The 22,904-nt window shown below is 62.6% G+C and carries 23 protein-coding genes; 15 read left to right on the top strand and 8 right to left on the bottom strand.

The features are described 5' to 3' along the window. The first annotated feature begins 203 nt into the window (after positions 1 to 203). The 9 genes from HJD22_RS01115 to HJD22_RS01075 all read left to right on the top strand — a co-directional run bounded on the left by HJD22_RS01115 (position 204) and on the right by HJD22_RS01075 (position 9,532). Positions 204 to 1,364, top strand: coding sequence for a transporter substrate-binding domain-containing protein (locus HJD22_RS01115; protein WP_208653691.1), 1,161 nt, complete (start codon positions 204 to 206; stop codon positions 1,362 to 1,364). Next, positions 1,361 to 1,990 (top strand): ANTAR domain-containing response regulator, encoded by a 630-nt coding sequence (locus tag HJD22_RS01110; RefSeq protein WP_208653692.1) that lies wholly within the window; start codon positions 1,361 to 1,363, stop codon positions 1,988 to 1,990. Before HJD22_RS01115 ends, HJD22_RS01110 begins: the two co-directional genes overlap by 4 nt. A gap of 73 nt (positions 1,991 to 2,063) precedes the next feature. After that, positions 2,064 to 3,293 (top strand): urea ABC transporter substrate-binding protein, encoded by a 1,230-nt coding sequence (locus tag HJD22_RS01105; protein ID WP_217267795.1) that lies wholly within the window; start codon positions 2,064 to 2,066, stop codon positions 3,291 to 3,293. A 71-nt stretch (positions 3,294 to 3,364) separates the two neighbouring features. Further along, positions 3,365 to 4,237, top strand: a complete 873-nt coding sequence (locus HJD22_RS01100; protein ID WP_208653693.1) for a branched-chain amino acid ABC transporter permease — start codon at positions 3,365 to 3,367, stop codon at positions 4,235 to 4,237. 2 nt (positions 4,238 to 4,239) lie between these two features. Then, the gene (locus tag HJD22_RS01095) at positions 4,240 to 5,319 is read left to right on the top strand and encodes a hypothetical protein (RefSeq protein ID WP_217267794.1); all 1,080 of its coding nucleotides are present in this window, start codon (positions 4,240 to 4,242) and stop codon (positions 5,317 to 5,319) included. Then, positions 5,316 to 6,068: an ABC transporter ATP-binding protein gene (locus HJD22_RS01090; protein ID WP_208653694.1), complete on the top strand. Its 753-nt coding sequence runs from the start codon at positions 5,316 to 5,318 to the stop codon at positions 6,066 to 6,068. Before HJD22_RS01095 ends, HJD22_RS01090 begins: the two co-directional genes overlap by 4 nt. After that, the gene (locus tag HJD22_RS01085; protein ID WP_208653695.1) at positions 6,061 to 6,768 is read left to right on the top strand and encodes an ABC transporter ATP-binding protein; all 708 of its coding nucleotides are present in this window, start codon (positions 6,061 to 6,063) and stop codon (positions 6,766 to 6,768) included. The genes HJD22_RS01090 and HJD22_RS01085 overlap by 8 nt, the downstream gene beginning before the upstream one ends. Before the next feature lie 37 nt (positions 6,769 to 6,805). Further along, a complete protein-coding gene (locus HJD22_RS01080; RefSeq protein ID WP_208653696.1) occupies positions 6,806 to 7,804 on the top strand; it encodes an acetamidase/formamidase family protein in 999 nt (332 codons plus the stop codon). Positions 7,805 to 7,831: 27 nt separating this feature from the next. Continuing rightward, positions 7,832 to 9,532: a nitrilase-related carbon-nitrogen hydrolase gene (locus HJD22_RS01075; RefSeq protein WP_208653697.1), complete on the top strand. Its 1,701-nt coding sequence runs from the start codon at positions 7,832 to 7,834 to the stop codon at positions 9,530 to 9,532. A gap of 82 nt (positions 9,533 to 9,614) precedes the next feature. Here HJD22_RS01075 and HJD22_RS18045 read toward each other — a convergent pair whose 3' ends face one another. Further along, entirely contained in the window at positions 9,615 to 9,710 is a 96-nt protein-coding gene (locus tag HJD22_RS18045; protein WP_208657054.1) for a SelB C-terminal domain-containing protein, read from the bottom strand. A gap of 286 nt (positions 9,711 to 9,996) precedes the next feature. Here HJD22_RS18045 and HJD22_RS01065 point away from each other — a divergent pair, with 286 nt between their 5' ends. From HJD22_RS01065 to HJD22_RS01055, 3 genes are read left to right on the top strand one after another with little or no spacing between them, the layout of a single operon-like run. Then, entirely contained in the window at positions 9,997 to 11,097 is a 1,101-nt protein-coding gene (locus tag HJD22_RS01065) for an SLC13 family permease (RefSeq protein WP_208655113.1), read from the top strand. A 41-nt stretch (positions 11,098 to 11,138) separates the two neighbouring features. Then, positions 11,139 to 11,585, top strand: a complete 447-nt coding sequence (locus HJD22_RS01060) for a GNAT family N-acetyltransferase (protein WP_208655114.1) — start codon at positions 11,139 to 11,141, stop codon at positions 11,583 to 11,585. Between the two features lie 59 nt (positions 11,586 to 11,644). Then, on the top strand, positions 11,645 to 12,538 hold the full coding sequence (locus HJD22_RS01055; protein ID WP_208655115.1) for a dihydrodipicolinate synthase family protein: 894 nt from the start codon (positions 11,645 to 11,647) through the stop codon (positions 12,536 to 12,538). Positions 12,539 to 12,725: 187 nt separating this feature from the next. On the opposite strand, the gene HJD22_RS01050 is transcribed toward HJD22_RS01055, so the two are convergent. The 4 genes from HJD22_RS01050 to HJD22_RS01035 form a co-directional block, all read right to left on the bottom strand. Next, the gene (locus HJD22_RS01050; protein WP_208655116.1) at positions 12,726 to 12,926 is read right to left on the bottom strand and encodes a DUF2905 domain-containing protein; all 201 of its coding nucleotides are present in this window, start codon (positions 12,924 to 12,926) and stop codon (positions 12,726 to 12,728) included. 135 nt (positions 12,927 to 13,061) lie between these two features. Next, the gene (locus HJD22_RS01045) at positions 13,062 to 13,325 is read right to left on the bottom strand and encodes a Txe/YoeB family addiction module toxin (RefSeq protein WP_208655117.1); all 264 of its coding nucleotides are present in this window, start codon (positions 13,323 to 13,325) and stop codon (positions 13,062 to 13,064) included. Then, entirely contained in the window at positions 13,322 to 13,564 is a 243-nt protein-coding gene (locus tag HJD22_RS01040; protein WP_208655118.1) for a type II toxin-antitoxin system Phd/YefM family antitoxin, read from the bottom strand. Before HJD22_RS01040 ends, HJD22_RS01045 begins: the two co-directional genes overlap by 4 nt. Positions 13,565 to 13,648: 84 nt before the next feature. Beyond that, a complete protein-coding gene (locus HJD22_RS01035) occupies positions 13,649 to 16,852 on the bottom strand; it encodes an FAD-binding and (Fe-S)-binding domain-containing protein (protein ID WP_208655119.1) in 3,204 nt (1,067 codons plus the stop codon). Positions 16,853 to 17,035: 183 nt separating this feature from the next. Between HJD22_RS01035 and serS the strand changes: the two genes are divergently transcribed. Next, the gene (gene serS, locus HJD22_RS01030; RefSeq protein ID WP_208655120.1) at positions 17,036 to 18,313 is read left to right on the top strand and encodes a serine--tRNA ligase; all 1,278 of its coding nucleotides are present in this window, start codon (positions 17,036 to 17,038) and stop codon (positions 18,311 to 18,313) included. A 46-nt stretch (positions 18,314 to 18,359) separates the two neighbouring features. Here serS and HJD22_RS01025 read toward each other — a convergent pair whose 3' ends face one another. Continuing rightward, positions 18,360 to 19,175: an SIMPL domain-containing protein gene (locus tag HJD22_RS01025; RefSeq protein ID WP_208655121.1), complete on the bottom strand. Its 816-nt coding sequence runs from the start codon at positions 19,173 to 19,175 to the stop codon at positions 18,360 to 18,362. A gap of 210 nt (positions 19,176 to 19,385) precedes the next feature. Between HJD22_RS01025 and HJD22_RS01020 the strand changes: the two genes are divergently transcribed. Next, positions 19,386 to 20,471: an AI-2E family transporter gene (locus HJD22_RS01020; RefSeq protein ID WP_208655122.1), complete on the top strand. Its 1,086-nt coding sequence runs from the start codon at positions 19,386 to 19,388 to the stop codon at positions 20,469 to 20,471. A gap of 71 nt (positions 20,472 to 20,542) precedes the next feature. On the opposite strand, the gene trxA is transcribed toward HJD22_RS01020, so the two are convergent. Beyond that, on the bottom strand, positions 20,543 to 20,866 hold the full coding sequence (trxA, locus tag HJD22_RS01015) for a thioredoxin (protein WP_208655123.1): 324 nt from the start codon (positions 20,864 to 20,866) through the stop codon (positions 20,543 to 20,545). A 263-nt stretch (positions 20,867 to 21,129) separates the two neighbouring features. Here trxA and cysB point away from each other — a divergent pair, with 263 nt between their 5' ends. Next, positions 21,130 to 22,101 (top strand): HTH-type transcriptional regulator CysB, encoded by a 972-nt coding sequence (gene cysB, locus HJD22_RS01010; RefSeq protein ID WP_208655124.1) that lies wholly within the window; start codon positions 21,130 to 21,132, stop codon positions 22,099 to 22,101. Between the two features lie 82 nt (positions 22,102 to 22,183). On the opposite strand, the gene HJD22_RS01005 is transcribed toward cysB, so the two are convergent. After that, a complete protein-coding gene (locus tag HJD22_RS01005; protein WP_208655125.1) occupies positions 22,184 to 22,804 on the bottom strand; it encodes a phosphoadenosine phosphosulfate reductase family protein in 621 nt (206 codons plus the stop codon). Between the last annotated feature and the right edge of the window lie 100 nt (positions 22,805 to 22,904).

Genomic DNA, 22,904 nt, shown 5'->3' with positions numbered 1-22,904 from the left:
TGATTAAAATAATTTCCTCTATTTCATGGGGTTGACAAGCACAAACAAGCTTGTCATCTTGAAAAAAAGCGTGGGAGAAAGCAACGATGCTTTGACTCCACCCGCGCGGATTCCATCGAACATATCGGCAATAGAGCCCTTTGACGCCATACGGTGTCGGAGGGCTTTTTTTTGGTCTCGACCTTGGAAACTTTGGGAAACGCATGAGCCATCCGTCACACCAAGTCGGTATTCTGATCTCCTCCACAGGGCCCTACGGTGCCGTAGGGGAGTCGATTCTCAACGGCTGCCTGCTGGCCTGTGCCCAAGTGAAGGCGTCGACGGAATTCCACATCAAGCTAGAACCTTCCCATCTCGACCCGGCGGGGGAGATCGCCCGCTATGTGGAGGGCAGCAAGCGCTTCATGGCGGCGGGAATCCGCCATATCGTCGGCTGCTATACCTCCATCAGCCGCAAGGAGGTGATTCCCTTTCTGGAGAAGTCCAACGCGCTGCTCTGGTATCCGACCCATTATGAGGGATTCGAGACTTCCGATCATGTGATCTATACCGGCGCCGCGCCCAATCACCACATTTCGCCACTCATCGACTACATGCGCGAGCATTACGGTGACCGCGCTTACTGCATCGGCTCCAACTATATCTGGGCCTGGGAGAGCAACCGTATCCTGCGCGAGGGCATCTGTCAGGGCGAGGACAACATCATCGCCGAGAAGTACCTGCCCATCGGCGATCTGGTCAGCGACGACGTCATCGACTCTATCATCGCGGCCAATCCAGACTTCATCTTCAACACCTTGATCGGCAGCTCTAGCTACGACTTCTTCCGAAAATTGCGCACGGCCTGTCGCAGGAGAGGCATTGACCAAGTCGCCGATTATCCGGTGGCAAGTTGCAACCTTTCCGAGTCCGACCTTCAAAGCACCGGGTCTGACGCTTGCGATGGCCATATCAGCTCCAGCGTCTATTTCACTTCGGTATGCACGCCGGAAAATCGCCGCTTCCTGAGCGACTATCGGGCCATGTTTCCCCGTGGACCGGAACCTTCGGTGGAAGCGGAAGCGGCCTACATGGCGACCATTCTGCTCGCCAAGGGCATCAACCGGGTGGGCGACAACGACCCGGAGCGGGTACAAGCGGCGGTTCGCGACCTCTCCTTCGCCGCGCCCCAGGGTCCGGTAAAGCTCGACGCCGAGAATCATCACGCCTGGCTAACACCGCGCATCGGCCGTTCGCGCAAGGATTTCAGCTTCGAGATCCTCCAGGAAGCATCCTCGCCGGTGCGCCCGGACCCCTATTTGGTGAACGTACATCACGAAGCGGTCGCCAAGGCCAGGAAACCGCATTTGAGGGTTGTGTCATGACGTCTAGGATGACCCAGAACTTCAGCCACCGCCGGGCACTACTGGTCTGCAGGATGGGCTACGCTACCGAGCACCTGGAACGCACGCTCGTCAAGTTGGGCCTGAACGTCGAGTACGTGCCGCTGGGAGACGATCGTGCGGTGATTTCGCTGAATGAACTGGATCGCAACCGGGACATTCTCTTTCTGGATGGTGACCTGCCCTCGCCCCTGGGCGAGGCATACAGCGCCACGCCGCAACTGCCGCCGGTACCGCTGATCGGCCTGGTGGGGCTTGAGGCGCCCAGCCGCCTCAAGGCGTTGCTCAATGCCGGGGCGACCAGCTTTTTGAAAAAGCCGGTGCATGGATCCTGTGTCTATTCGGCGCTGTTTCTCGGCGTCAACGAGCACCGGGTGCGCTTCTCCCTCAAGAAGAACGCCGAGAAGCACGAGCGCAAGCGGCACCAGCGAAAGGCGCTCGTCAAGGCCATTCTCAACCTGATGGAGGTGAATTCCATAGATGACGAAACCGCCTACGAATTGCTGAGAAAAGAGAGCATGAAGCACCGCATGAACATCGAGGATTACTCCCAGCATCTGCTGGATGAGTGCGGCTTTCATGATCACCTATACCAATCCAACCGCTAGTCCCATCGGCATTCGAATCGACGACATCAACGATAGCGACCAACCAATAACTCACAACTAGCAGGACACCAAGATGAAAAAATCACTGACACCCATCGTGATGGGTATGGGTCTGCTCGGCCTGAATTCTCCTCTGATGGCCGAAGAGCCCATCAAGCTCGGGGTACTGGAGGATCAATCCGGGGACTTCGCCGTGGCCACCATCGGCAAGGTACGAGCCATCCAACTGGCCGCCGAGGAGATCAACGAGGCGGGCGGGATCGCCGGCCGACCGCTGGAGCTGGTGATCTACGATACCCAGTCGGACAACACCCGCTACCAGGAATTCATGCGCCGCGTGCTGCAACGCGACCAGGTGGACGCCGTGTTCGCCGGCTTCTCCAGCGCCTCCCGCGAGGCGTATCGGCCCATCGTCAGCCAGTTCGACGGCTTCGCCTTCTACAATAACCAGTACGAGGGTGGCGTGTGCGACGCCAACATGGTGGTCACCGGCGCGGTGCCGGAGCAGCAGTTCTCCACCCTGCTGCCGTGGATGATGGAGAACTACGGCGGCCGGGTCTACACCATCGCCGCGGACTACAACTTCGGCCAGATCTCCGCCGAGTGGGTGCGCGAGATCGTCGAGGAACAGGGCGGCGAGATGGTCGGCGAGGAGTTCATTCCGCTGGGCGTCTCGCAGTTCTCCCAGACCATCCAGAACATCCAGCGCGCCCAGCCGGACTTCATCGTCACCCTGCTGGTGGGCACCGCCCAGTCCTCCTACTACGAGCAGGCGATGTCCGCCAACCTGCGCACGCCCATGGCCTCCTCGGTGAACGTCGGCCAGGGTTACGAGCATCTGCGCTTCACGCCGCCGAGCCTGGCCAACATGTACGTGACCACCAACTACATCGAGGAGGTGGATACCCCGGAGAGCCGGGAGTTCGTCGAGCGCTTCCGCGCGATGTTTCCGGACGAGCCCTATATCAACCAGGAGGCGGCCAACTCCTACATTGCCCTCCACCTCTACAAGGAGATGGTCGAGCGCGCCGACGGCGAGACCGACCGCGAGACGCTGCGCGAGATCATCGCCGAGGGCGATGTCTGCTTCGACGGCCCCTCCGGCCGGGTGTGCCTGGACCCGAGGAGCCAGCACATGTCGCACACCATCTACCTCGCCCGGGTGGAGGAGGATCATTCCATCAGCTTCCCGCATGTCTGGGAGGACGTGGAGCCCTACTGGTTGGGTGACAACGGTTGCGACCTGACCCAGGACAACCCCGCCACCCAGTACACCCCGTCCAATCCGCCGCCAGGCGATTGAGTGGGCGTTTCGCGGAGCGGTGGCCTCGGCCGCCGCTCCGCTTTCACTCGAACTGATCAGGAATCGAACCCATGGCATTCCTAAGCGACCTGTTCGCCTTTCTCTACCAGGCGGGGGACGCCTTCGCCTTCCTGGTGCTGGCGGCCTGCGGCCTGGCCATCGTGTTCGGCATGATGGGGGTCATCAACCTGGCCCATGGCGAATTCATTCTCTGCGGCGCCTATGTGTGCGCCACTACCGCGCGCATGGGCCTGCCACTGCCGCTGGCGGTACTCAGCGGTGCGCTGGTGGCCGGCCTCGTCGGGATGATCCTGGAACGGCTAGTGATCCGTCATCTCTATCACCGCCCACTGGATACCATCGTCGCCACCTGGGGCATCAGCATGATCGCCACCCAGGGCACCCTGATCGTGCTCGGTTCGACCCTGCCCGGCACCGGCACGCCGCTGGGCAGCTTCAGCATGGGGGGTTACTCCTTCTCGCTGTACCGGCTGGTGCTGATCGGCATGGCGCTGGCGACCTTGCTTGGCCTCTATTTATTGTTCACCCGCACCCGCTTCGGCGTGCTCGCCCGGGCGACCATTCAGGTGCCGCACATGGCCCAGGCGCTGGGCATCAACACTGGCTTTGTCTACAGCCTCACCTTCGGCCTCGGCGCGGCGCTGGCCGGGCTCGCCGGCGGCCTCTACGCGCCGACCATGACCCTGGTGCCGACCATGGGCAGCGCCTTCCTGGTGGAAGCCTTCGTCACCGTGGTGGTGGGTGGGGCGGACATCTTCCTGGGCACCGCGCCGGCGGCGGCCATCCTTGGCGTGATCAAGGCGGCGCTGACTTCCTGGTACGGCCAGTTGGCCGGCCAGATTGGCCTGCTGCTTACCGCCATCGTGATGATCCGGGTGATGCCGCGCGGTCTGTCCGGCTGGCTGCTGCGAGAGAGGAGTTGAACGTGTCTTCATCGATTCACAAAGCGCTGTTCCATAAGCGCCTGGAAGGCCCGCAGACCCTCGGCAAGGGCAAGGGCTTCTGGAGCGGTTTCCTGCTGGTGCTGGTCGCCGCCTGCGCTTATCCGCTGTTCGCCGACGGCTACGACGTGGGCAACAACATCTACTTCTTCAATTGGGTGTTCATGGCCCTGGGGCTGTGCCTGATCTGGGGCTATGGCGGCATCCTCAGCTTCGGCCAGGTGGCCTTCTTCGGCATCGCCGGTTACTGCTACGGCATCTTCACCATCAACTGGGGCGCGGCCTACGGGTTGACCCTGATCTCCCTGGCGCTGGCGGTGGGCGTCGCCGGGCTGGTGGCGGCGGTGCTGGGCTACTTCCTGTTCTATGGCAGGATCAACGGCGTCTTCCTGGGCATCGTGACGCTCTCCTTCACCCTGGTCTGCGAGCGCTTCATGGCCCAGACCGCCGGACCGCAGTGGACGGTGGGCAGCGCCCGTCTCAACGGCTTCAATGGCATGGGCGGCATGCCACCGCTGACCCTGCCCTGGTTCGGCAACGATATCGTGCTCTACCCGGACGTGCAGCTCTACTACCTCACCCTGGCGCTGCTGGTGGCGATCTATCTGGGATTGCGGGTGCTGCTCAACTCGCGCTTTGGCAACGTGCTGGTGGCGCTGCGCGACAACCCGGAGCGGGCCGAGATGCTCGGTTACGACATCCGCCGCTACCAGCTCGTCGCCTTCGTCATCGCCAGCATGCTGGCGGGGCTGAGCGGCGCGCTCTACACCGCCTGGGGCCAGTACATCACGCCCTCGAGCATGGGCATGACCGCCGCCGCCCTGCCGATCGTCTGGGTCGCGGTGGGCGGTCGCGGCGACATCACCACCGCCCTGGTGGGTACCCTGCTGGTGCTGGCCGGCTTCCAGGCGCTGACCGTCTACGGCAGCCAGTACGCCCTGGTGCTGATGGGCGCGCTGCTGGTCGTCACCGTGCTGGCGGCGCCCCAGGGTCTCGTCATGGGGTTGGCGAACTTCTGCGCCCGGTTGTGGCGCAAGCCAAAGGGCGAGGGGACACGCCAATGACCATACCTGGCCAGGAAGCTCCCGTTCTTGCTCCCCCCATCCTTGAAACCAAGGGTCTCAATAAGTGGTTCGGCGGCCTGCACGTCACCCACGACGTGAACTTCGCCCTGCCACCCGGAGAGATCCATTGTCTGATCGGCCCCAACGGCGCCGGCAAGAGCACCTTGTTCAAGCTGATGCTGGGCGAGCACACGCCCAGCGCTGGGCGGATTCTGTTCGAGGGCGAGGAGATCACCAAGGAGCCCTCCTTCGCGCGCATCCGCCGCGGCATCAGCGTCAAGTTTCAGGTGCCGGGCATCTTCAAGGAACTGCGCGTGCACCACAACCTGGAGATCGCGCTGCAAAAGCGCCTCAAGGGCGACGAGCTCGATGCCGAGATCGAGCGGCTGCTTAGCTTCCTCAATCTGAAGACCCAGGCGGACACTCTGGCCGGCGCGCTGAGCCATGGCCAGAAGCAGTGGCTGGAGATCGGCATGGCGGTGAGTCTACGACCCAAGCTGCTGCTGCTCGACGAACCCACCGCGGGCATGACACCGGACGAGACCCTCGCCACCGGCGAGATGGTCCAGGCGCTCAACGCCGAAGGGGTGACGGTGCTCGCCGTGGAGCACGACATGGCCTTCGTGCGCCAGATCGCCCAGCGGGTCACGGTGCTGCACTTCGGTGCGGTGTTCGCCCAGGGCACCATCGACGAGATCGTCAACGACGACCGGGTGGCGGCCATCTATCTGGGGCAAGGCTATGACTGACACCATTCTCAAGACCGCCAAGCTTGAAACGGGCTACGACAGCAAACCGGTGCTCCAGGGCATCGACATCGAGGTCAAGCGCGGCGAGATCGTCGCGGTGATCGGCCGCAACGGGGTGGGCAAGTCGACGCTGATGAAGAGCCTGATCGGCCTGCTGCCCTGCGAGCGCGGCGAGTTGCTCCTCGAAGGCGAGCCGATCGCCAAGCTCTCCGCCCACCGCCGGGCGCGCCGGGGCATCGGCTACGTGCCCCAGGGCCGCGATGTCTTCCCGCGCATGACGGTGATGGAAAATCTGCGCGCCGGAGAGTCCCTGGGCACGCCCGCGCCCGGTATCTATGAGCGTGTGTTCGAGTTCTTCCCGATTCTAGAAGAGCGCCGCAATCAGCGGGCCGGCACCCTCTCCGGCGGCCAGCAGCAGCAACTCTCCATCGCCCGGGTGCTGATCGGAGACCCCAAGCTGGTGCTGCTCGACGAACCCTCCGAAGGCATCCAGCCCTCCATCGTCCAGGAGATCGCCCGCACCATGGTGCGCCTCAACCAGGAGAGCGGTCTCACGGTGATCTTCGTCGAACAGAACATCGACATGATCCGCGCCATGGCCCATCGCTGCTACGTGATGGACAAGGGGCGCATCGTCACCGAACTCACCCCCGAGATGCTGGAGGACCGCGACACGGTCCGCCGCTATCTCTCCGTCTGACGCACTCGTATCACGAACACTAGACAAGGAGCACAAGATGAGCTGGTTCAACGATTCCATCATGGCGCGCCGCGCCGTTGCCAAGGGCAAGCCCGGCGCCACCCACAGCCTCACCGAGGCGGTGCAGGGCAAGTACCACTACACGCTCGGCCCCTACGCCGAGCCGGTGCTGCGCATCCAGCCGGGGGACCTGGTCAGCGCCGAGACCCACGACGCCTTCGAGGGCAAGCTCAAGTCGGAAAGCGACAAGCCCAGCGAACTGCTCAACCTGCCCTATCTCAACCCGCAGAACGGCCCCATCTACGTGGAGGGCGCCGAGAAGGGCGACTGCCTGGCGATCTATATCAAGGAGATGCAGCCGCGCGGCCCGCAACCGCGCGGCACCACGGCGCTGATTCCCGAGTTCGGCGGCCTGGTCGGCACCGGCGACACCGCCGTGCTCAACGCGCCGTTGCCGGAGCGGGTGAAGAAAGTCGAAGTGGATGCCGAGACCGGCGTGAAGTGGAGCGACAGCATCACCCTGCCCTATCAGCCGTTCATCGGCACCATCGGTGTCTCGCCGGAGATCGAGGCGATCAGCTCGCTGACCCCCGACTATTATGGCGGCAACATGGACCTGCCCGATGTCGCTCCCGGCGCGGTGATCTACCTGCCGGTGCACAGCGAGGGCGCCCTGCTCTATCTGGGCGACTGCCACGCTGCTCAAGGCGACGGCGAGCTGTGCGGTGTCGCCATCGAGCACCCCACCGTGACCACCGTGCAGGTCGACCTCATCAAGAACTGGACCTTCAAGTGGCCGCGCCTGGAGAACGAGCAGTTCTACATGACCATCGGCTCCTCGCGGCCCATGGAGGACGCCGCGCGCATCGCCTATCGCGAACTGGTGCGCTGGCTCGCCAGCGAGTTCGATTTCGACGAGATGGACGCCTACCTGCTGCTGACCCAGGCGGGCCGGGTGCGCCTGGGCAACATGGTCGATCCCAAGTACACCCTGGGAGCGTCCATTCTCAAGTCCATCGTTGGGCAGGCGCGCTAAGGCTAAGCCTGGCGCCGGGAGGCTGGCATGAAGTATCAGGTCGCTGCGGTACAGTTCGAGCCGGAGATGTGCGCCAAGGCGCGCAACATCGCCGCCCTGAGCCGCCTGGTGGAGGAAGCCGCCGAGGCCGGCGCGCGGCTGATCGTCACCCCGGAAATGGGTCTCACCGGCTACTGCTGGCACGACCGGGAAGAGGTCGCGCCCTACGTGGAGCCGGTGCCGGGGCCCGCCACCGAGCACTTCGCCGCCCTGGCGGCAAGGCTCGGCTGCTACATCGTGTTCGGCCTCGCCGAGGTCGAGCCACGTAGCGGCCTTTACTACAACACGGCGGTGCTGGTGGGCCCCGAGGGGTATGTCGGCAAGCACCGCAAGAGCCATCCCTATATCGCCGAGCCCAAGTGGGCCGCTTCCGGCGACAGCGGCCATCAGGTGTTCGGCACCTCGCTCGGCCGCCTGGCGCTGCTGATCTGCATGGATATCCATTTCCTTGAAACCGCCCGGCTGGTGGCACTACAAGGCGCCGAGGTGATCTGCCATATCAGCAACTGGCTGGCGGAGCGGACCCCAGCGCCCTACTGGATCAGCCGCGCCAGGGAGAACGGCTGCTATCTCATCGAAAGCAATCGCTGGGGACGGGAGCGCGGCGTGCAGTTCAGCGGCGGCAGTTGCATCATCGAGCCGGACGGGCGGATACAGGCCAGCCGCGACAGCGGCGATGGCATGGTGCTCGGCGAGATCGACACCGCCCGAGTCGGCGGCCCGCTGATCGGCGAGCGCCGCCCCGAGCGCTACCATGAGCTGCTGCATCACACCCATACCTGGAATCCGCTCGACTTCTATCGCCTCTACGGCCACCAGCCGTTGCCCCAGGGCAAGGAGAGCCGCGTCGCCGTGGCACAGCTGGTATCCTCTGAGGATCTCGACAGCAACCTCGCCCAATGCCTGGCGCTGGCGGAGCAGGCGGCGGACGCCGAACTGGTGGTTTTTCCCGAGCTTTCTCTGACCGGCTTGACGGCGGGCGGCGAGAACGCCATCTCCCACGGTCACGCCGCCTTCGAACGGTTGCGCGAGGCCGCCGAGCAGCGTCGGCAGCACTACGTGGTAGGCTTCGCCGAAGCGGCGGAGGGCAAAGGCTACAACGCCGCTGCGCTGGTGGGCCCCCAGGGCATAGAGGCGATCTACCGCAAGATTCACCTGAGCGATGCGGACCGCGACTGGGCCACGCCGGGGGAGCGCTGGGTCACCCACGATCTGCCGCTGGGCCGGATCGGCCTGTTGGTCGGTCATGACGCCGACTTTCCTGAAGCCGGGCGCATTCTCGCCCTGCGTGGTTGCGACCTGATCGCCTGTCCCGCCGCCGTGGCGGGGCCTTTCCACGGCACCCATGCCGGCACCGCCATCGCCCAGGCCGAGCCGATTCCCACCGGCGCCGACACTCACCATTGGCACCACTACCGGGTGCGCGGCGGCGAGAACAACGTCTACTTCGCCTTCGCCAATCTCCACGCGCCCGACATCGGCCTGCCGGGATTAAGCGGCATCTTCGGACCGGATACCTTCCACTTTCCGCGCCGGGAGGCACTGTTCACCGGCAAGACCGGTATCGCCCAGTTACACATCGACACCGCCAACCTGGCATCGCCCTACCCAACCAATATCGTGCGCCGCAAGGATCTCGTCGCCATGCGGCTACCGCATCATTATGTCGGGTTGCTGGAGCGAAACTGATGCCCCATGCCATGGCAACAACAAAGGATCAGAAATTCTTTACCGCCTAAAGCAGCCGCTTGGAAAGGTTGACACTGGGCGCCTAGCGCCACATATCGGCGCGGCGTATGACACGCTCATCCTTCATCCGACGCGTGAAGCCTAGCCTATCAAAGAATTCAAGGATTTGTATCGCCAGTTTGCGCCCGGTTTTGCGCTAGTGTAAGCCGGAGAACTCTAATTGCGAATGCCGCTATTTTAGGGGAGGGTTACATAACTATTTGGCGCGTGGTTTCAAGATGTATCGAGAAGAAGTCACACCTACCGGTCAAGAAAGCGACTAAGGCTAGGTGTTGTATGGCGGCCATATGCAGGAGGGGGGGCTCTCTTCGGTCATCTTACGTTCATGGAGTGGTAGCGTGGCTTGGGGAGCGTTGATGGTATCCTTCGCAGATTCGCTCCACGGCTAAAAGGCCCCCACTTCAATGTTCCGTCATGCCCTGTCCCGGGTGGTGCAAGATGTTCTCTTCATGGTGCTTCTGGCGGCGCTGGTGCCGCTGTGGTGGCTTTCCCCCGATGCGGGCTGGGCGCTGTATGAGCGTGTCGACTGGAAGACCGTGGGGGCCCTGGCGGGGCTGATGGTGCTGAGCCGGGGCCTGGAGGTGAGCGGCTACCTCAGCCTGGCGGGCAGTTGGCTGTTGCAGCGGGTGCGGGGGGAGCGCTTGCTGGCGGTCTATCTGATTCTGTTCTCTGCGGGCCTGTCTGCCGTTATCACCAATGATGTGGCGCTGTTCATCGTCGTGCCGCTTACCGTCAGCCTGCGCCGGGTAGCGGATCTTCCCCTGGGGCGCTTGATCATCTTCGAGGCGCTGGCGGTCAATGCCGGCTCTGCGCTTAGCCCCATCGGCAATCCGCAGAATCTTTTCATGTGGCAGGCATCTGGCGCGGGCTTCCTTGAGTTCACGGCGATGATGGCGCCCTTGGCCCTGGCGCTTACCGCCCTGCTGATCGCCGCCGTACCGCTGGCGTTTCCCCGCAAGCGCATCTCGGTGTCCGGTGTGGCCGCCGCGGTACCCCGGGACCGCCGGCTATTCCGGGTCTCGCTGCTGCTGTATGTGCCTTTTCTGGTCATGGCCGACTGGGGTTATGCGGCCCTAGGGGCGGCCATGCTGATTGTGCTCTACCTGTTTTACCGGCGGCATTTGCTGTTGGGCGTGGACTGGCTGCTGCTGCTGGTGTTCGCGCTGATGTTCATCAACATGAGTCTCCTGTCGGGGCTGCCTGCGGTGCAGGGCATCACCCATCACCTGCTGCAGCTGCCGGGGGAGGTGTTTACCGCCGCGGTGCTTACCTCGCAGGTCATGTCCAACGTGCCCGCCGCCATCTTCCTGGCCTCGTTTACCGATGACTGGCAGGCCCTGGCGTGGGGAGTGACGGTGGGCGGGTTCGGTCTGGCGATCGGTTCGCTGGCCAATCTGATTGCCCTGCGCCTCGCCTATCAGCCCGGCCTGTGGCGCGAGTTCCATGTCTGGTCGGTACCGGTACTGTTTGGCGGATGGCTGGTTGCGCTGCTGCTGAGGCTGTAGCAATGCCTGGAGCCGGTTGGGTGCCCGCTATCGAGGAAAACATGATGCTACGCGATGCCCGCGTCGATGACGTTGAGTCCCTGTTCGATATCCGCTGCTCGGTCACCGAGAATCACCAGTCCCGCGATGGGCTGGCGGGGTTGGGGATCACCGTCGAGAGCGTAGGGGAGATGGTGGCAAGCGGCGACTATGTGACCCCCATTGCCGAGATCGGCGGCCAGCCCGTCGGGTTCTCGATGGCGCAGGTCTCCGAGGGGTATGTCTTTGCCTGCTTTGTGCGGCCTAGGTGCCATGGCCAGGGCGTTGGCGGTGCGCTGATGGCAGCGGCGGAGGAGGGCTTGCGGCGAGCCGGGGTCAAGGAGGCGTGGCTGTCTACCGGGGAGGATGAGCGCTTTCGAGCGCCTGGCTTCTATCGGCACCTGGGCTGGGTCGATAGCGGCTACCTGGAGGATGGCCAGATCCGATTTACCAAGCGACTGTCATGGTAGGCTTAACTCACCCCTTGGCCCCTTGAGCGTTTTCCTACCACTACCTGGGAGCACCGACCATGTTCACTGGCTTGAGCGCCTTTCCCCTGACCCCTCTGAATGCCAGCGGCATCGACGAGGCGGCCTTCGTTCGGCTGATCGAGCGCCTGGTGGCGGCTGGGGTCGATTCGATTGGGGCGCTGGGCTCCACCGGCAACTACGCCTACCTGTCGGTGGCGGAGCGTGCTCGCGTCGCCCAGCTGGCGGTGCAGAATGCCGGCGATACCCCGGTGATGGTGGGTATCGGGGCCGTGCGCACCCGCGATGTGCTCAAGCTGGCGGAAGATGCCCAGCAGGCCGGGGCCAGCGCGGTGATGCTGGCGCCGGTGTCGTATCAGCGGCTGTCGCCCGAGGAGGTGTACGGGCTGTTCGAGGACGTGACGCGGTCGCTGTCGGTGCCGCTGTGCGTCTACGACAATCCCGGCACCACGCACTTCACCTTCAGCGATGAGCTGCATGGGGAGATCGCGCATCTGCCCAACGTCGCGTCGATCAAGATCCCCGGGGTGCCGAACGACCCCGCCGAGGCCAAGGCCCGCGTGGCGCGGCTGCGGGCGCTGATTCCCTCCCATGTGACGATTGGCGTCAGTGGCGATGCCTTTGCCGCGCTGGGGCTGAATGCCGGCTGCGAGGTGTGGTACTCGGCGATCGGCGGGACCTTCCCCAAGACCATGCTGGCAATCACCCGCGCCGCCCAGGCCGGCGATGCCGAGGAGGCGACCCGGCTGGTCGAGCGGTTGCGGCCTTTGTGGCAGCTGTTTAGCGAAACCGGCGGTAGCCTGCGCGTGACCGCGGCCGCGGCTGAGCTGCAGGGGCTGGTCGAGTCGCCGTGCCTGCCGCGGCCGCTCAAGGCGGTGGACGGCGAGGCGCGGCAGCGCCTGGCGGCACTGATCGATGAGTTGGCGCTGGCGTAGTCCCAGCCGTTACGCCTGGCCCTTGCGTCAGCAACAGGCACCACGGAATCGTTCCTGGCTTGGATCAAGAGGGCGTTCAGCTCCAGTTCCTGAAGGCTGAGGTCCACCCGGTAATGTGCCAGCGGTTCATCCAGTGCCGCGGAGATACGCGCTTCCATCCTCGCTAAGGCCCGCCGCGACAGCCCCCTTATCTCCCCGACAGCCACATGATCAGCGAGAGCACCACGCTGATCAGGATCATGGTGGTGATGGGAAAGAACAGCGAGAAGCCCTCGCGGCGGATGGCGATGTCGCCGGGCAGCTGGCCGAAGGGCAGCTTGGAGAGCCACGGCCAGAGGATGCCGATGGCGACGATGATCAAGCCGATAATGATCAGGGTGCGCGACATGCGGCCTCCTGTGCGTTGCTGGGGCGTTGATGCTTTGACTGCATGCGGTCGGTGGGGAGTTCCTGCCGGCCGCTGCGTTTGGTGGTCACCGCGAAGCGGTGAAAAAATTGTCCGGCAACAGCGGCTGGTTATGCATTATTCGTAGTGGCTCCAGAGCCTGAGAACTTTTACCACTCGCTCGTCTTCGAGCACTTGGTAGACCAGACGATGCTGAATATTGATGCGGCGAGAGTAGGCCCCCGCAAGATCGCCGATGAGCTTCTCAAACGGTGGCGGCTTGCGGTATGGATCTTCTGCTATCAGTGTCAATACTTCCTGAGCTTTTGGCTTAAGGCCGCTGGAGGCCAGCTTCTTTGCATCTTTCTGGGCTTGCTTGGTGTAAACCAGCTTCCATGTCACCAGTCCAACTCCTCATCACAGTCGTCCACGGGGGTATCCATCCCCTCTCGAATAGACTCCCGCATACCAGGCACGGAAAGGAGGTAGAGTGTTTCCTGAATAGCCGACCAATCCTCTTCGGATACCAAGACCGCTTTGTTCCGCTTGCCCATGATGACGATCGGTTGATGGGACTCGGCGGTTTCGTCGATCAACCGATAAAGGTTGCTGCGCGCCTCAGTTGCTGTGATTCCCGTCATGACGCACCTCTTGCGTGTTTAACTTTCCATCAAGTGTACGCTTTAGAGTACGTACGTCAAGACGAGCGCTTTTCGTGAAATTGGCTAGCCGGCAGCGCGCAACTCCTCGAGCAGCGCCTGCAGCGGGTGTGGCAGGGCCTGGTCGGAGAACCGCTTGGCCTGGCTGCGGCATGAGTAGCCGGTGGCCAGCAGCTTGCCGCGATTCGCGTTGTTCTCCACCACCGCCTGCCAGGAGAGGCCGTAGATGGTCTTCGAGGTGGCAAGATTGCGTGCTTCGTGGCCGTAGGTGCCGGACATCCCGCAGCAGCCGGTGCTGACCAGCTCAAGCTCCAGGCCGAAGGCCGCGAACACCTGCTGCCAAGCGCCCGGCGCCCCCGGGGCATTGCTCTTCTCGGTGCAGTGGGAGAGCAGCTTGTAGCCGGGGGCCTGTGCGCACTCGCGTTTGGCGCCATGTGGCGCGATGCGCGAGCCCAGCGAGACCAGCCACTCCTGCAGCATCAATACCTCGGGCACGTTCGCCGGCCCCAGTGCCTTTACATACTCCTGGCGATAGGTGAGCGTCATGGCCGGGTCGATGCCAACCAATGGAATCTCGAACTCGGCGAGCGCCTTGAGCCGCTTGGCCTGCCGTTCGGCGGTGCGCTCGAAAGCACCGAGAAATCCCTGTACCTGTAGCGGCTTGCCGTTGGCCGAGAAGGGGGCCACGAATACGCGAAAATCGAGTCGCGAGAGCAGCTCGACGATATCCATCACCAGCCTCGACTCGAAGTAGCTGGTGAAGGCGTCCTGCACGAGAATCACGCTGCGCGTTTTCTGCTGTTCGGTGAGCAGGCTGAGCGCGGTCGGTGTGGCCTCGGCTACCCCCCACGCCTTGAGCTGCTTGGCGAGCCTGGCGCGTGAAATCCGTGGGCTGTCGACCATGCCGATGGGGCCGGAAAGCAGGCGCTCGACCAGGCGGTTGCCGAGCGCGGCATTGTAGAGCGGCGCGACGGATGCCAGATAGGGCAGCATGAACTCCAGTCCACCGATCAGGTAGTCGCGCAGCGGGCGCAGGTAGCGGCCGTGATAGACCTCCAGGAACTGCGAGCGAAACTCCGGCACGTTGACCTTGATCGGACACTGCCCGGCGCAGGACTTGCACGCCAGGCAGCCGGCCATGGCGTCGTACACCTCATGGGAGAAGTCCCCTTCACGCTTGCGCGTCAGGGTGTTGCGCATGCGTAGCGGGAAGCTCTTGATAAAGCCCCAACCGCGTTCGGACTTCTTTCTGCGCGACTCCTCGACCACGTCGATGCCTGCATTACCCTGCAGGCGCAACCATTCGCGCATCAGGCTGGCACGCCCCTTGGGTGAGTGGATGCGCTCGCGGGTGCCCTTCCAGGAGGGGCACATCGCGTCATCGGGGTCATAGTTGTAGCAGGCGGCATTGCCGTTGCAATAGACCGCACTGGCATGTGATTGCCAGACCCGCTCGTCGATCTGCCGGTCGAACTGGCCACGTGTCGGCACCCCATCGATGCTCAGCAGTTCCGGATCGACCAGCTTGATCTCCTGGGTTTCTCCCACGCTCTTAGACGGGATGACACTTGTGTCTTCTGCGGAAACGGCATTCTCGGCGTCGGGTGAGATAGAAGATGGCGTGGCAATCTTGCCGGGATTGAGCTGGTTGTATGGATCGAAGGCGGCCTTGAGCCGCTGCAGGCTGGGGTAGAGCTCGCCGAAGAACTTGGGGGCGTACTCCGACCGCACTCCCTTGCCGTGCTCGCCCCACAGCAGGCCATGATACTTGTGGGTCAGGGCCGCGACCTGGTCGGAGATATCGCGAATCAGCGACTCCTGTGCCGGGTCTTTCATGTCAATGGCCGGCCTCACGTGCAGTACGCCGGCATCGACATGGCCGAACATGCCGTACTCGAGGCCACGTGCGTCGAGCAGGGCGCGGAACTCCGCGATGTAGTCCGCCAGGTGCTCGGGAGGCACCGCGGTGTCCTCGACGAAGGGAATCGGGCGTTTTTCGCCCTTGGCGTTGCCGAGCAGACCCACGGCGCGCTTGCGCATGGCATAGACCTTGTTGATCTGCTCACGTCCCCGGGCCAGGGTATAACCCAGCCGCTCGACACTGCTGTCGGCCTCCAGGTGGGTGGTGAAGGAGGCGACAGTCGCCTCCAGCGTCTGTGCATCGTCGTCGTTGAACTCCACCAGATTGATGCCGCGAATCGACGCGGCAATGTCTGTTGAGGTGGTGCTGGTCGAGGGAAAGAATTCCGCCACGCTGTCCCAGACGAAATCCTCCATGGCAAGCCCGAGCACCTTGTCGTCCACCGTCTCGATGGAGGTGGGGCGAGGGGCGTGCGACACGGCGCTGTCCAGGCCCATCAGTGCCTTGGCGTCGCGCAGCGCATCCATGAAGCTTGCATAGCGTACGTTGACCAGGATCGAGTGCTTGGCCATCGGCAGTACATTGAGTACCGCCTCGTTGAGAAACCCCAACGATCCTTCCGAACCGCATAGCACACTGTTGAGATCGAAGCGCCCATCCTCGGTATGCAGGTGGGCGAGGTCGTAGCCGGTCAGGCAGCGGTTGAGCTTGGGGAACTTGGCGTCGATCAGCGCCTGTTGGGTGTCGACGATCTTGCGGGCGACGCGGTGGGTCTCTCCAATGATCCCCTCCCTTGCGCACAGCGATACAAGCTCCCGCTCATCGACGGGGTGGCTCGTCAGGCGCTCCCCCCCGAGCAGCACGATGCCGAGTTCCAGTACATGATCGCGGGTCTTGCCGTACTCGCAGCTGCCCTGGCCACTGGCATCGGTGGAGATCATGCCGCCGATGGTGGCGCGATTGGAAGTGGAGAGCTCCGGGGCGAAGAACAGGCCATGCGGCCTCAGTGCGGCATTGAGCTGGTCCTTGACCACGCCGGCCTGAACCCGCACACGACGATTCTCGACATCGATCTCGAGGATGGCGTTCATGTAGCGGGTCACGTCGACTACCAGGCCATCGGTCAGCGACTGGCCATTGGTGCCGGTGCCGCCGCCGCGTGGCGTCAATACCACCTGGCGATACTCTTGCCGGGCGGCAAGCCGCGCGATGCGCTGTAGATCCTCGGCATCGCGTGGATAGAGCGCTGCCTGGGGCAGCCGCTGATAGATGGAGTTGTCGGTGGCCATCACCGTGCGGTTGGCATAGTCGGGGGCGATATCGCCAGTGAAGCCGGAGCGCCGCAACGCCTCGAGGAAGCGTGAATAGTGAGCGTCCAGCCGTTCAAGGGTGTCGAGTCGTGCGATCATGAGTGGGTATCAGGCCGTGGTCGCTATCGCAGAACGACTAGCGTCCTGCCAGGGAAGGAGACATGGCGCTACTTTACCCGAGCGGCCGGGACAGCGCACCCGTGGGAGATGGAGAAAGCCCGGTCTTTTCCTTACAATAGCGGGCTGACTTCCCCATTCTTTGACTTCGACGGACTGGATTCCATGCTCGATCCGAAACTGCTGCGTGGCGACCTCGATCAGGTCGCCCAACGACTGGCCAAACGTGGCTTTACGCTCGACACGGCGCAACTCGAGGCGCTGGAATCCCGGCGTCGCGACCTGCAGACCGAGACCGAGCGGCTGCAGAACGAACGCAACGTCCGCTCCAAGGCGATCGGCAAGGCCAAGGCCTCGGGCGAGGACATCCAGCCACTGCTCGATGAGGTGAGCGATCTTGGCGATCGACTCGATGCTGCCAAGGCGGCGCTGGCCGAGGTGCAGGTGCAGTGGGAGGCGCTGGTCGCTTCGCTGCCCAATCTGCCGCACGAGAGTGTGCCCGTGGGAGCCAGTGAGGAGGAGAACGTCGAGCTGCATCGCTGGGGAGTGCCACGGACATTCGACTTCACGATCAAGGATCATGTCGACCTTGGCGCCAAGCTTGGCTATCTCGACTTCGAGATGGCCGCCAAGCTGACCGGCTCGCGCTTTGCCGTGATGCGCGGGCCGATTGCCCGTCTGCATCGGGCACTCGCCCAGTTCATGCTCGACAAGCAGACCCTCGAGCATGGCTACGAGGAGTGCTACGTCCCCTACATGGTCAATGCCGATTCGCTGACTGGCACCGGTCAGCTGCCCAAGTTCGGCGAGGATCTGTTCCGCCTGCAGGGCGATCAGGAGTACTACCTGATCCCCACCGCCGAGGTGCCGCTGACCAACTTTGCCCGCGATGCCATCCTCGAGTACAAGATCCTACCTGTGAAGTTGACTGCACATACCCCGTGCTTTCGCAGCGAGGCGGGCTCCCACGGTCGCGACACGCGCGGCATGATTCGCCAGCACCAGTTCGACAAGGTCGAGATGGTGCAACTGGTCGATCCCGAGACGAGCTATATCGCACTGGAGGAGATGCGCGGTCATGCCGAGGCGATCCTGCAGGCGCTGGAATTGCCCTATCGGGTGGTGACGCTGTGTACCGGCGACATGGGATTCGGGGCCGCCAAGACCTACGACATCGAGGTGTGGCTACCTAGCCAGGAGACCTATCGCGAGATCTCCTCGGTTTCCAACTGCGAGGATTTCCAGGCGCGGCGCATGCAGGCACGCTTCCGTCACCCCGAGCAAAAGAAGCCTCAGCTGCTGCATACCCTCAATGGCTCGGGCCTGGCGGTTGGCCGCTGCCTGCTGGCGGTGCTCGAGAACTACCAGAATGCCGACGGCTCGATCGGCGTGCCCGAAGCGCTGCGCGGCTACATGGGAGGCGTCGCGCGCATCAACTGCTGACGGCCTGTCTCCACACCCCCTGCCGATCTGCCGGCAGGGGTGTGCATCATGACGTGAAGGATTCGATGGCCCACTCCACCGTCACGCCAGCGTCAAGGCTGATCATGCCGGGGCGGTACTCCACGGCACTGCTAAGGCTTTCCACGGCGTCGGCGCGCATGGCGGCCATGCGTGGGATGAAGATCGGCGACTGGGTCTCCTGAATCAGCAGTACGCGGCCCAGCTCGACCTGCATGGCATCGGCAAGCAGCTCTCCCTTGCGCTGCGCCTTTTCAATCGCCTTGACCAGAGCCTCATCGGTTGCCGCATCGCGGTCGTGCAGGTCGTACTGCACGCCATCGAGCGCGTTGACGCCGGCTTCGGTGAGGGCATCGAGAATCGTCGGCAGGCGTTCGAGATCGTCGACGCTGAGCGTGATGGGGCGTTCGAGTTGGGTACGCACCCTATACTCATCTTGACCATTCTCGCCACGCTGTCCGGGTATATGATCGGGCCTGACATTGAGCGAGCCGGCGCTGATCGCGTCGCGCTCGAGTCCTGCCGCTTCGAGAGTGCGGATCAGCTCAGCGGTGCGCTCTTCGAGGCGGTCGCGCGCTTCTCGCAGGGCCTGCGGATCGGTCTGATTGTCATCGCCCATTGCCACTGTCGGCGTGCGCTCCCAGAGACGAGCGCTTAAGGTGGCTTTGTCCGGTGCTACTTCGATACTGGCCTGGGACTGCACGCTGAGTTTCGCTTCGCGTTGATGAGGCGGCGGTTGGTTAGGGGACTGTGCATGCGCACTCGCGCTTAACAAGCCGCCAAGCAGCAGCGGGGCGAGAAGGGTGACGAGCAGCGGAGCGGTTCGATTCAGTGAGCGGGCCATGGGGCCTCCAATGTCAGGGATAAACGTTGAGTGACGCTGATTCGAATCGCGCCGTGACAAAGCGTTCCCGTGGTGAGGCGACATACATCAGATTTTCTTATTTGCTAATGTATGACCTCAGGATGAGGTGGCTAATCGTCTTCTCATGGGTTTGTTTAGACGTGACGCAGCAGCCATTATTAGGACCATAAACTTAGCCAGGAAGGCAACATGGATCAGAACCCGAACGAGATGCGGCGCACCATTCCTCTCAACCTGATGCTGGGGTTGGCCGCGCTGATCGTCATCATTGCCGGCATGAAGCTAGGGGCGGATCTACTGGTACCATTATTGCTGGCGTTGTTCATTGCCGTCGTATGCACATCGCCAGTGCAGTGGATGCACCGGCACGGCGTTGGTTTGCAGACAGCGGTATGGTTGACGTTGCTGGTACTCGGGTCGTTTCTGCTGCTGCTGGTGACGTTCCTGGTCAACAGCTTCGGCACTTTCATCGAAGCCTGGCCGGAGTTGGAGGAGCGCCTGGAAGCCATCTATCTGCACCTGCTCAACTGGATGGCCAGCAACGAGATGGCCGGTCAGCCAGGACAGTTGGCCGACTGGATGGATTCGATCGATCTGTCGCACTGGCTACCCACTTTTCTTGGAGAGTTGGGCAATCTGCTGATGCAGAGCGTGATCGTCGCGCTGCTGGTGGTCTTCATGCTGTTTGAAACGATGAATTTTCGCCGCAAGGTCGCACATGCTCTAGAGGATCCAATCCCCAGCCTGCGTCGCTTCAGCGAATTTAGTCTGACCTTGAAGCGCTATCTGGCGGTAAAGACGATGATCAGCCTGGTCACCGGGGTGTTGGTATGGCTTGCCTGCGTACTGGTGGGGGTCGATTTTCCGCTACTGTGGGCGACGCTGGCTTTCGGGCTCAACTATATCCCCAACATTGGCTCGGCACTGGCGGCGGTGCCGCCCGTGCTCTTGCTGTTGCTGTCGCCGGATGCCGGCTGGGGCTCGGCTGTGGTGCTCGCATCGGCTTATCTGGCAATCAATTTCGTGATGGGCAACCTGATCGAACCCCGAGTGATGGGGCGCGCCTTGGGGCTTTCCACCTTCGTGGCGTTTCTTTCCCTGGTGGTCTGGGGATGGTTGCTGGGGACGGTTGGCATGTTGCTCTCGGTACTCCTGACCATGACGCTCAAGATCGCGCTGGAGAGTCATCCCGACACGCGCTGGATTGCGCGCCTGCTGGGACCGGGCGACGAACCGGAGCGACACAAGAGCAAAGTCGTGGAGAAAGAGGGCTAAAACGAACGTGCCCCGACAGGTGTCGGGGCACTCGAGATCATCTTGAAAGGAACCTCTTGCGAGAAGAGGACTCAGGCATTCTGCTCGATGAACTGCGCGAGTTGCGACTTGGACTGAGCGCCGACCAGTGAGGCGACCTTGGCACCGGACTTGAACAGCATTACGGTGGGAACGCCGCGTACGCCATGCTCGGCGGCAATCTCTGGGGCATCGTCGACATTGACGCTTACCACCTTGAGGCTTTCCGAGCGCTCTTCGGCGACTTCATCGACCACGGGGGCCATCATCTTGCAGGGACCGCACCAGGGAGCCCAGAACTTCAGCAACACCGGCTGGTCCGCTTTGAGCACTTCCTGCTCGAAATTGGCCATGGTGACATCGACATTGTTTGCCATGTGAATCTCCGTTGCATTGCGCTTTGTCGAGCGTGCTTTCATAAGCGTAGCTGGCTGATGTTAGCGGCAGGCTGCGCTGCTGGCAAATGCGAACCGCTCAATTGCCTCCATAGCGCCTTACTATAGTGGTAGCGGTTTCTCTGAGAATGTCAAAACGCGACGGGGCATGGCTACTCTCTTTTTTATTCTATAAAGTAATTATATGATAAGAAATAAGCATCTTAGGGTATTAAAAAAGGTGCTGCTAGCAGGAGGCGCTTGGAATGAAATTGCAACAGCTGCGTTACATCTGGGAGGTGACACGTCATAACCTGAACGTGTCGGCGACAGCACAAAGCCTCTTTACCTCCCAACCGGGCATCTCCAAGCAGATACGTCTGCTGGAGGATGAGCTGGGTGTCGAGATCTTTGCCCGCAGTGGCAAGCACCTGACACGGGTCACGCCTGCCGGCCAGGCCATCATCGAACTGGCTGGGCAGGTGCTGCGCACGGCGGAAAACATCAAGCAGGTGGCCCAGGAGCATAGCGACGAGCGGCGCGGCAGCCTCTCCATCGCCACCACGCATACTCAGGCCCGCTACGCTCTGCCACCGGTGATCCGTGACTTCACCCGCAAGTACCCCGACGTGGCCCTGCACATGCAGCAGGGTACGCCGAAGCAGATCGCACAGATGGTCAGCGAAGGGCAGGCGGATTTCGCCATCTGCACAGAGTCGCTGGAGCTGTTCAACGACCTGATCCTGCTGCCCTGCTATCGCTGGAACCGCTGCGTACTGGTGCCCCACGACCATCCCCTCGCCAAGGTGCAGCCTCTGACGCTGGAAGCTCTCGCCGAGTATCCGCTTGTCACCTATGTATTCGGCTTTACCGGACGCTCGCAGCTCGATGATGCCTTCCGCGCGCATGGCCTGACCCCCAACGTGGTGTTGACCGCAGCCGATGCAGACGTCATCAAGACGTATGTGCGTCTTAACATGGGCGTGGGCATCGTCGCCCATATGGCGATCGACCCCGAGGCCGACAGCGACTTGACCGTGCTCGATGCAAGCCATCTGTTCGCCAGCTCGACCACCAAGATCGGCATCCGGCGAGGGACCTTCATGCGTGGCTACATGTACGATTTCGTGCAGGGATTCGCCGAGCATCTCGATCGCGACATCATCGAGGCAGCACTGGCGGCGGGACCGCGTCACGAGCAGGAGCTGTTCGAAGGCATAACGCTTCCGATGCGCTGACGGTGAAACGCAAAGCCCTCCGCCGTTACTTCGGCGGAGGGCTTTTTCTATTCCGACTTCTCTTGATGTTTGCGGGTTGCTATCAGTGCTGCAAGTGCAGTCCGCACTCGCGCTTCTCTTCCACTTTGGTGGGGTCGAAATAGTCGAAATTGTTGGGCAGGTCATGCTGCTGCAGGTACTGATACATCTCCTTGGCGGTCCAGTGCAACACCGGGGCGACCTTGATCAATCCGTCGGCATTGATCGAGACCGGCTGCATCTGGGCGCGCTGGGCGGTATCTTCGGCACGCAGGGCGGTGAACCACACCTCGGGTGACATTTCACGCAAGGCGCGCTGGAAGGGCTCGAGCTTGACCTCCTCGGTGAAGGCGGCATGGCGCGGGTCGTCGATGCCGGGAAAGGTGCCCTCGAGCGCTTCACGGTGGGCGCGCGAGCGCTGCGGATGATAGGTGATCAAATTCAGATCGAGACGCTTGACGATGTCGTCGACGAAACGATAGGTCGCCTCGGTATTGTAGCCGGAGTCCATCCACACGATGGGCATGTCCGGCTGCGCTTGCGTCACCATGTGCAGGATCACGGCTTCGAAGGGGCGGAAGTTGGTGGTGCAGATGGCGCGCTTGCCCAGGCCCACTGCCCAGCGCGTCAGAGCAACCGGGTCGTCGCCATGCTGCCGGTTGATGACCTCGATATCCAGATTCATGAAAAACTCCATGTCAGCCGGAGGCTGATGCCTCCACTCATGGCGCTACCCTAGCAAAATCCACACGCTTCGCCCCAATATCAATTGGTTCGAAGCTTAT

It is taken from the genome of Halomonas sp. TA22 (assembly GCF_013009075.1).
Classification (GTDB): Bacteria; Pseudomonadota; Gammaproteobacteria; order Pseudomonadales; family Halomonadaceae; genus TA22.
This window is presented reverse-complemented; position numbering and strand designations above follow the sequence as displayed.

What these genes read in the sequence shown, in the direction of transcription:
- HJD22_RS01090 (WP_208653694.1), top strand. Translation starts at nt 5,316, where the DNA reads ATGACCATACCTGGCCAGGAAGCTCCCGTTCTTGCTCCCCCCATCCTT.
- HJD22_RS01025 (WP_208655121.1), bottom strand. Translation starts at nt 19,175, where the DNA reads ATGGCCCGCTCACTGAATCGAACCGCTCCGCTGCTCGTCACCCTTCTC.
- HJD22_RS01105 (WP_217267795.1), top strand. Translation starts at nt 2,064, where the DNA reads ATGAAAAAATCACTGACACCCATCGTGATGGGTATGGGTCTGCTCGGC.
- HJD22_RS01065 (WP_208655113.1), top strand. Translation starts at nt 9,997, where the DNA reads ATGTTCCGTCATGCCCTGTCCCGGGTGGTGCAAGATGTTCTCTTCATG.
- HJD22_RS01050 (WP_208655116.1), bottom strand. Translation starts at nt 12,926, where the DNA reads ATGTCGCGCACCCTGATCATTATCGGCTTGATCATCGTCGCCATCGGC.
- HJD22_RS01075 (WP_208653697.1), top strand. Translation starts at nt 7,832, where the DNA reads ATGAAGTATCAGGTCGCTGCGGTACAGTTCGAGCCGGAGATGTGCGCC.
- HJD22_RS01040 (WP_208655118.1), bottom strand. Translation starts at nt 13,564, where the DNA reads ATGACGGGAATCACAGCAACTGAGGCGCGCAGCAACCTTTATCGGTTG.
- HJD22_RS01080 (WP_208653696.1), top strand. Translation starts at nt 6,806, where the DNA reads ATGAGCTGGTTCAACGATTCCATCATGGCGCGCCGCGCCGTTGCCAAG.
- HJD22_RS01055 (WP_208655115.1), top strand. Translation starts at nt 11,645, where the DNA reads ATGTTCACTGGCTTGAGCGCCTTTCCCCTGACCCCTCTGAATGCCAGC.
- HJD22_RS01060 (WP_208655114.1), top strand. Translation starts at nt 11,139, where the DNA reads ATGATGCTACGCGATGCCCGCGTCGATGACGTTGAGTCCCTGTTCGAT.
- HJD22_RS01020 (WP_208655122.1), top strand. Translation starts at nt 19,386, where the DNA reads ATGGATCAGAACCCGAACGAGATGCGGCGCACCATTCCTCTCAACCTG.
- trxA (WP_208655123.1), bottom strand. Translation starts at nt 20,866, where the DNA reads ATGGCAAACAATGTCGATGTCACCATGGCCAATTTCGAGCAGGAAGTG.
- HJD22_RS01005 (WP_208655125.1), bottom strand. Translation starts at nt 22,804, where the DNA reads ATGAATCTGGATATCGAGGTCATCAACCGGCAGCATGGCGACGACCCG.
- HJD22_RS01100 (WP_208653693.1), top strand. Translation starts at nt 3,365, where the DNA reads ATGGCATTCCTAAGCGACCTGTTCGCCTTTCTCTACCAGGCGGGGGAC.
- HJD22_RS01085 (WP_208653695.1), top strand. Translation starts at nt 6,061, where the DNA reads ATGACTGACACCATTCTCAAGACCGCCAAGCTTGAAACGGGCTACGAC.
- HJD22_RS01035 (WP_208655119.1), bottom strand. Translation starts at nt 16,852, where the DNA reads ATGATCGCACGACTCGACACCCTTGAACGGCTGGACGCTCACTATTCA.
- HJD22_RS01115 (WP_208653691.1), top strand. Translation starts at nt 204, where the DNA reads ATGAGCCATCCGTCACACCAAGTCGGTATTCTGATCTCCTCCACAGGG.
- serS (WP_208655120.1), top strand. Translation starts at nt 17,036, where the DNA reads ATGCTCGATCCGAAACTGCTGCGTGGCGACCTCGATCAGGTCGCCCAA.
- HJD22_RS01110 (WP_208653692.1), top strand. Translation starts at nt 1,361, where the DNA reads ATGACGTCTAGGATGACCCAGAACTTCAGCCACCGCCGGGCACTACTG.
- cysB (WP_208655124.1), top strand. Translation starts at nt 21,130, where the DNA reads ATGAAATTGCAACAGCTGCGTTACATCTGGGAGGTGACACGTCATAAC.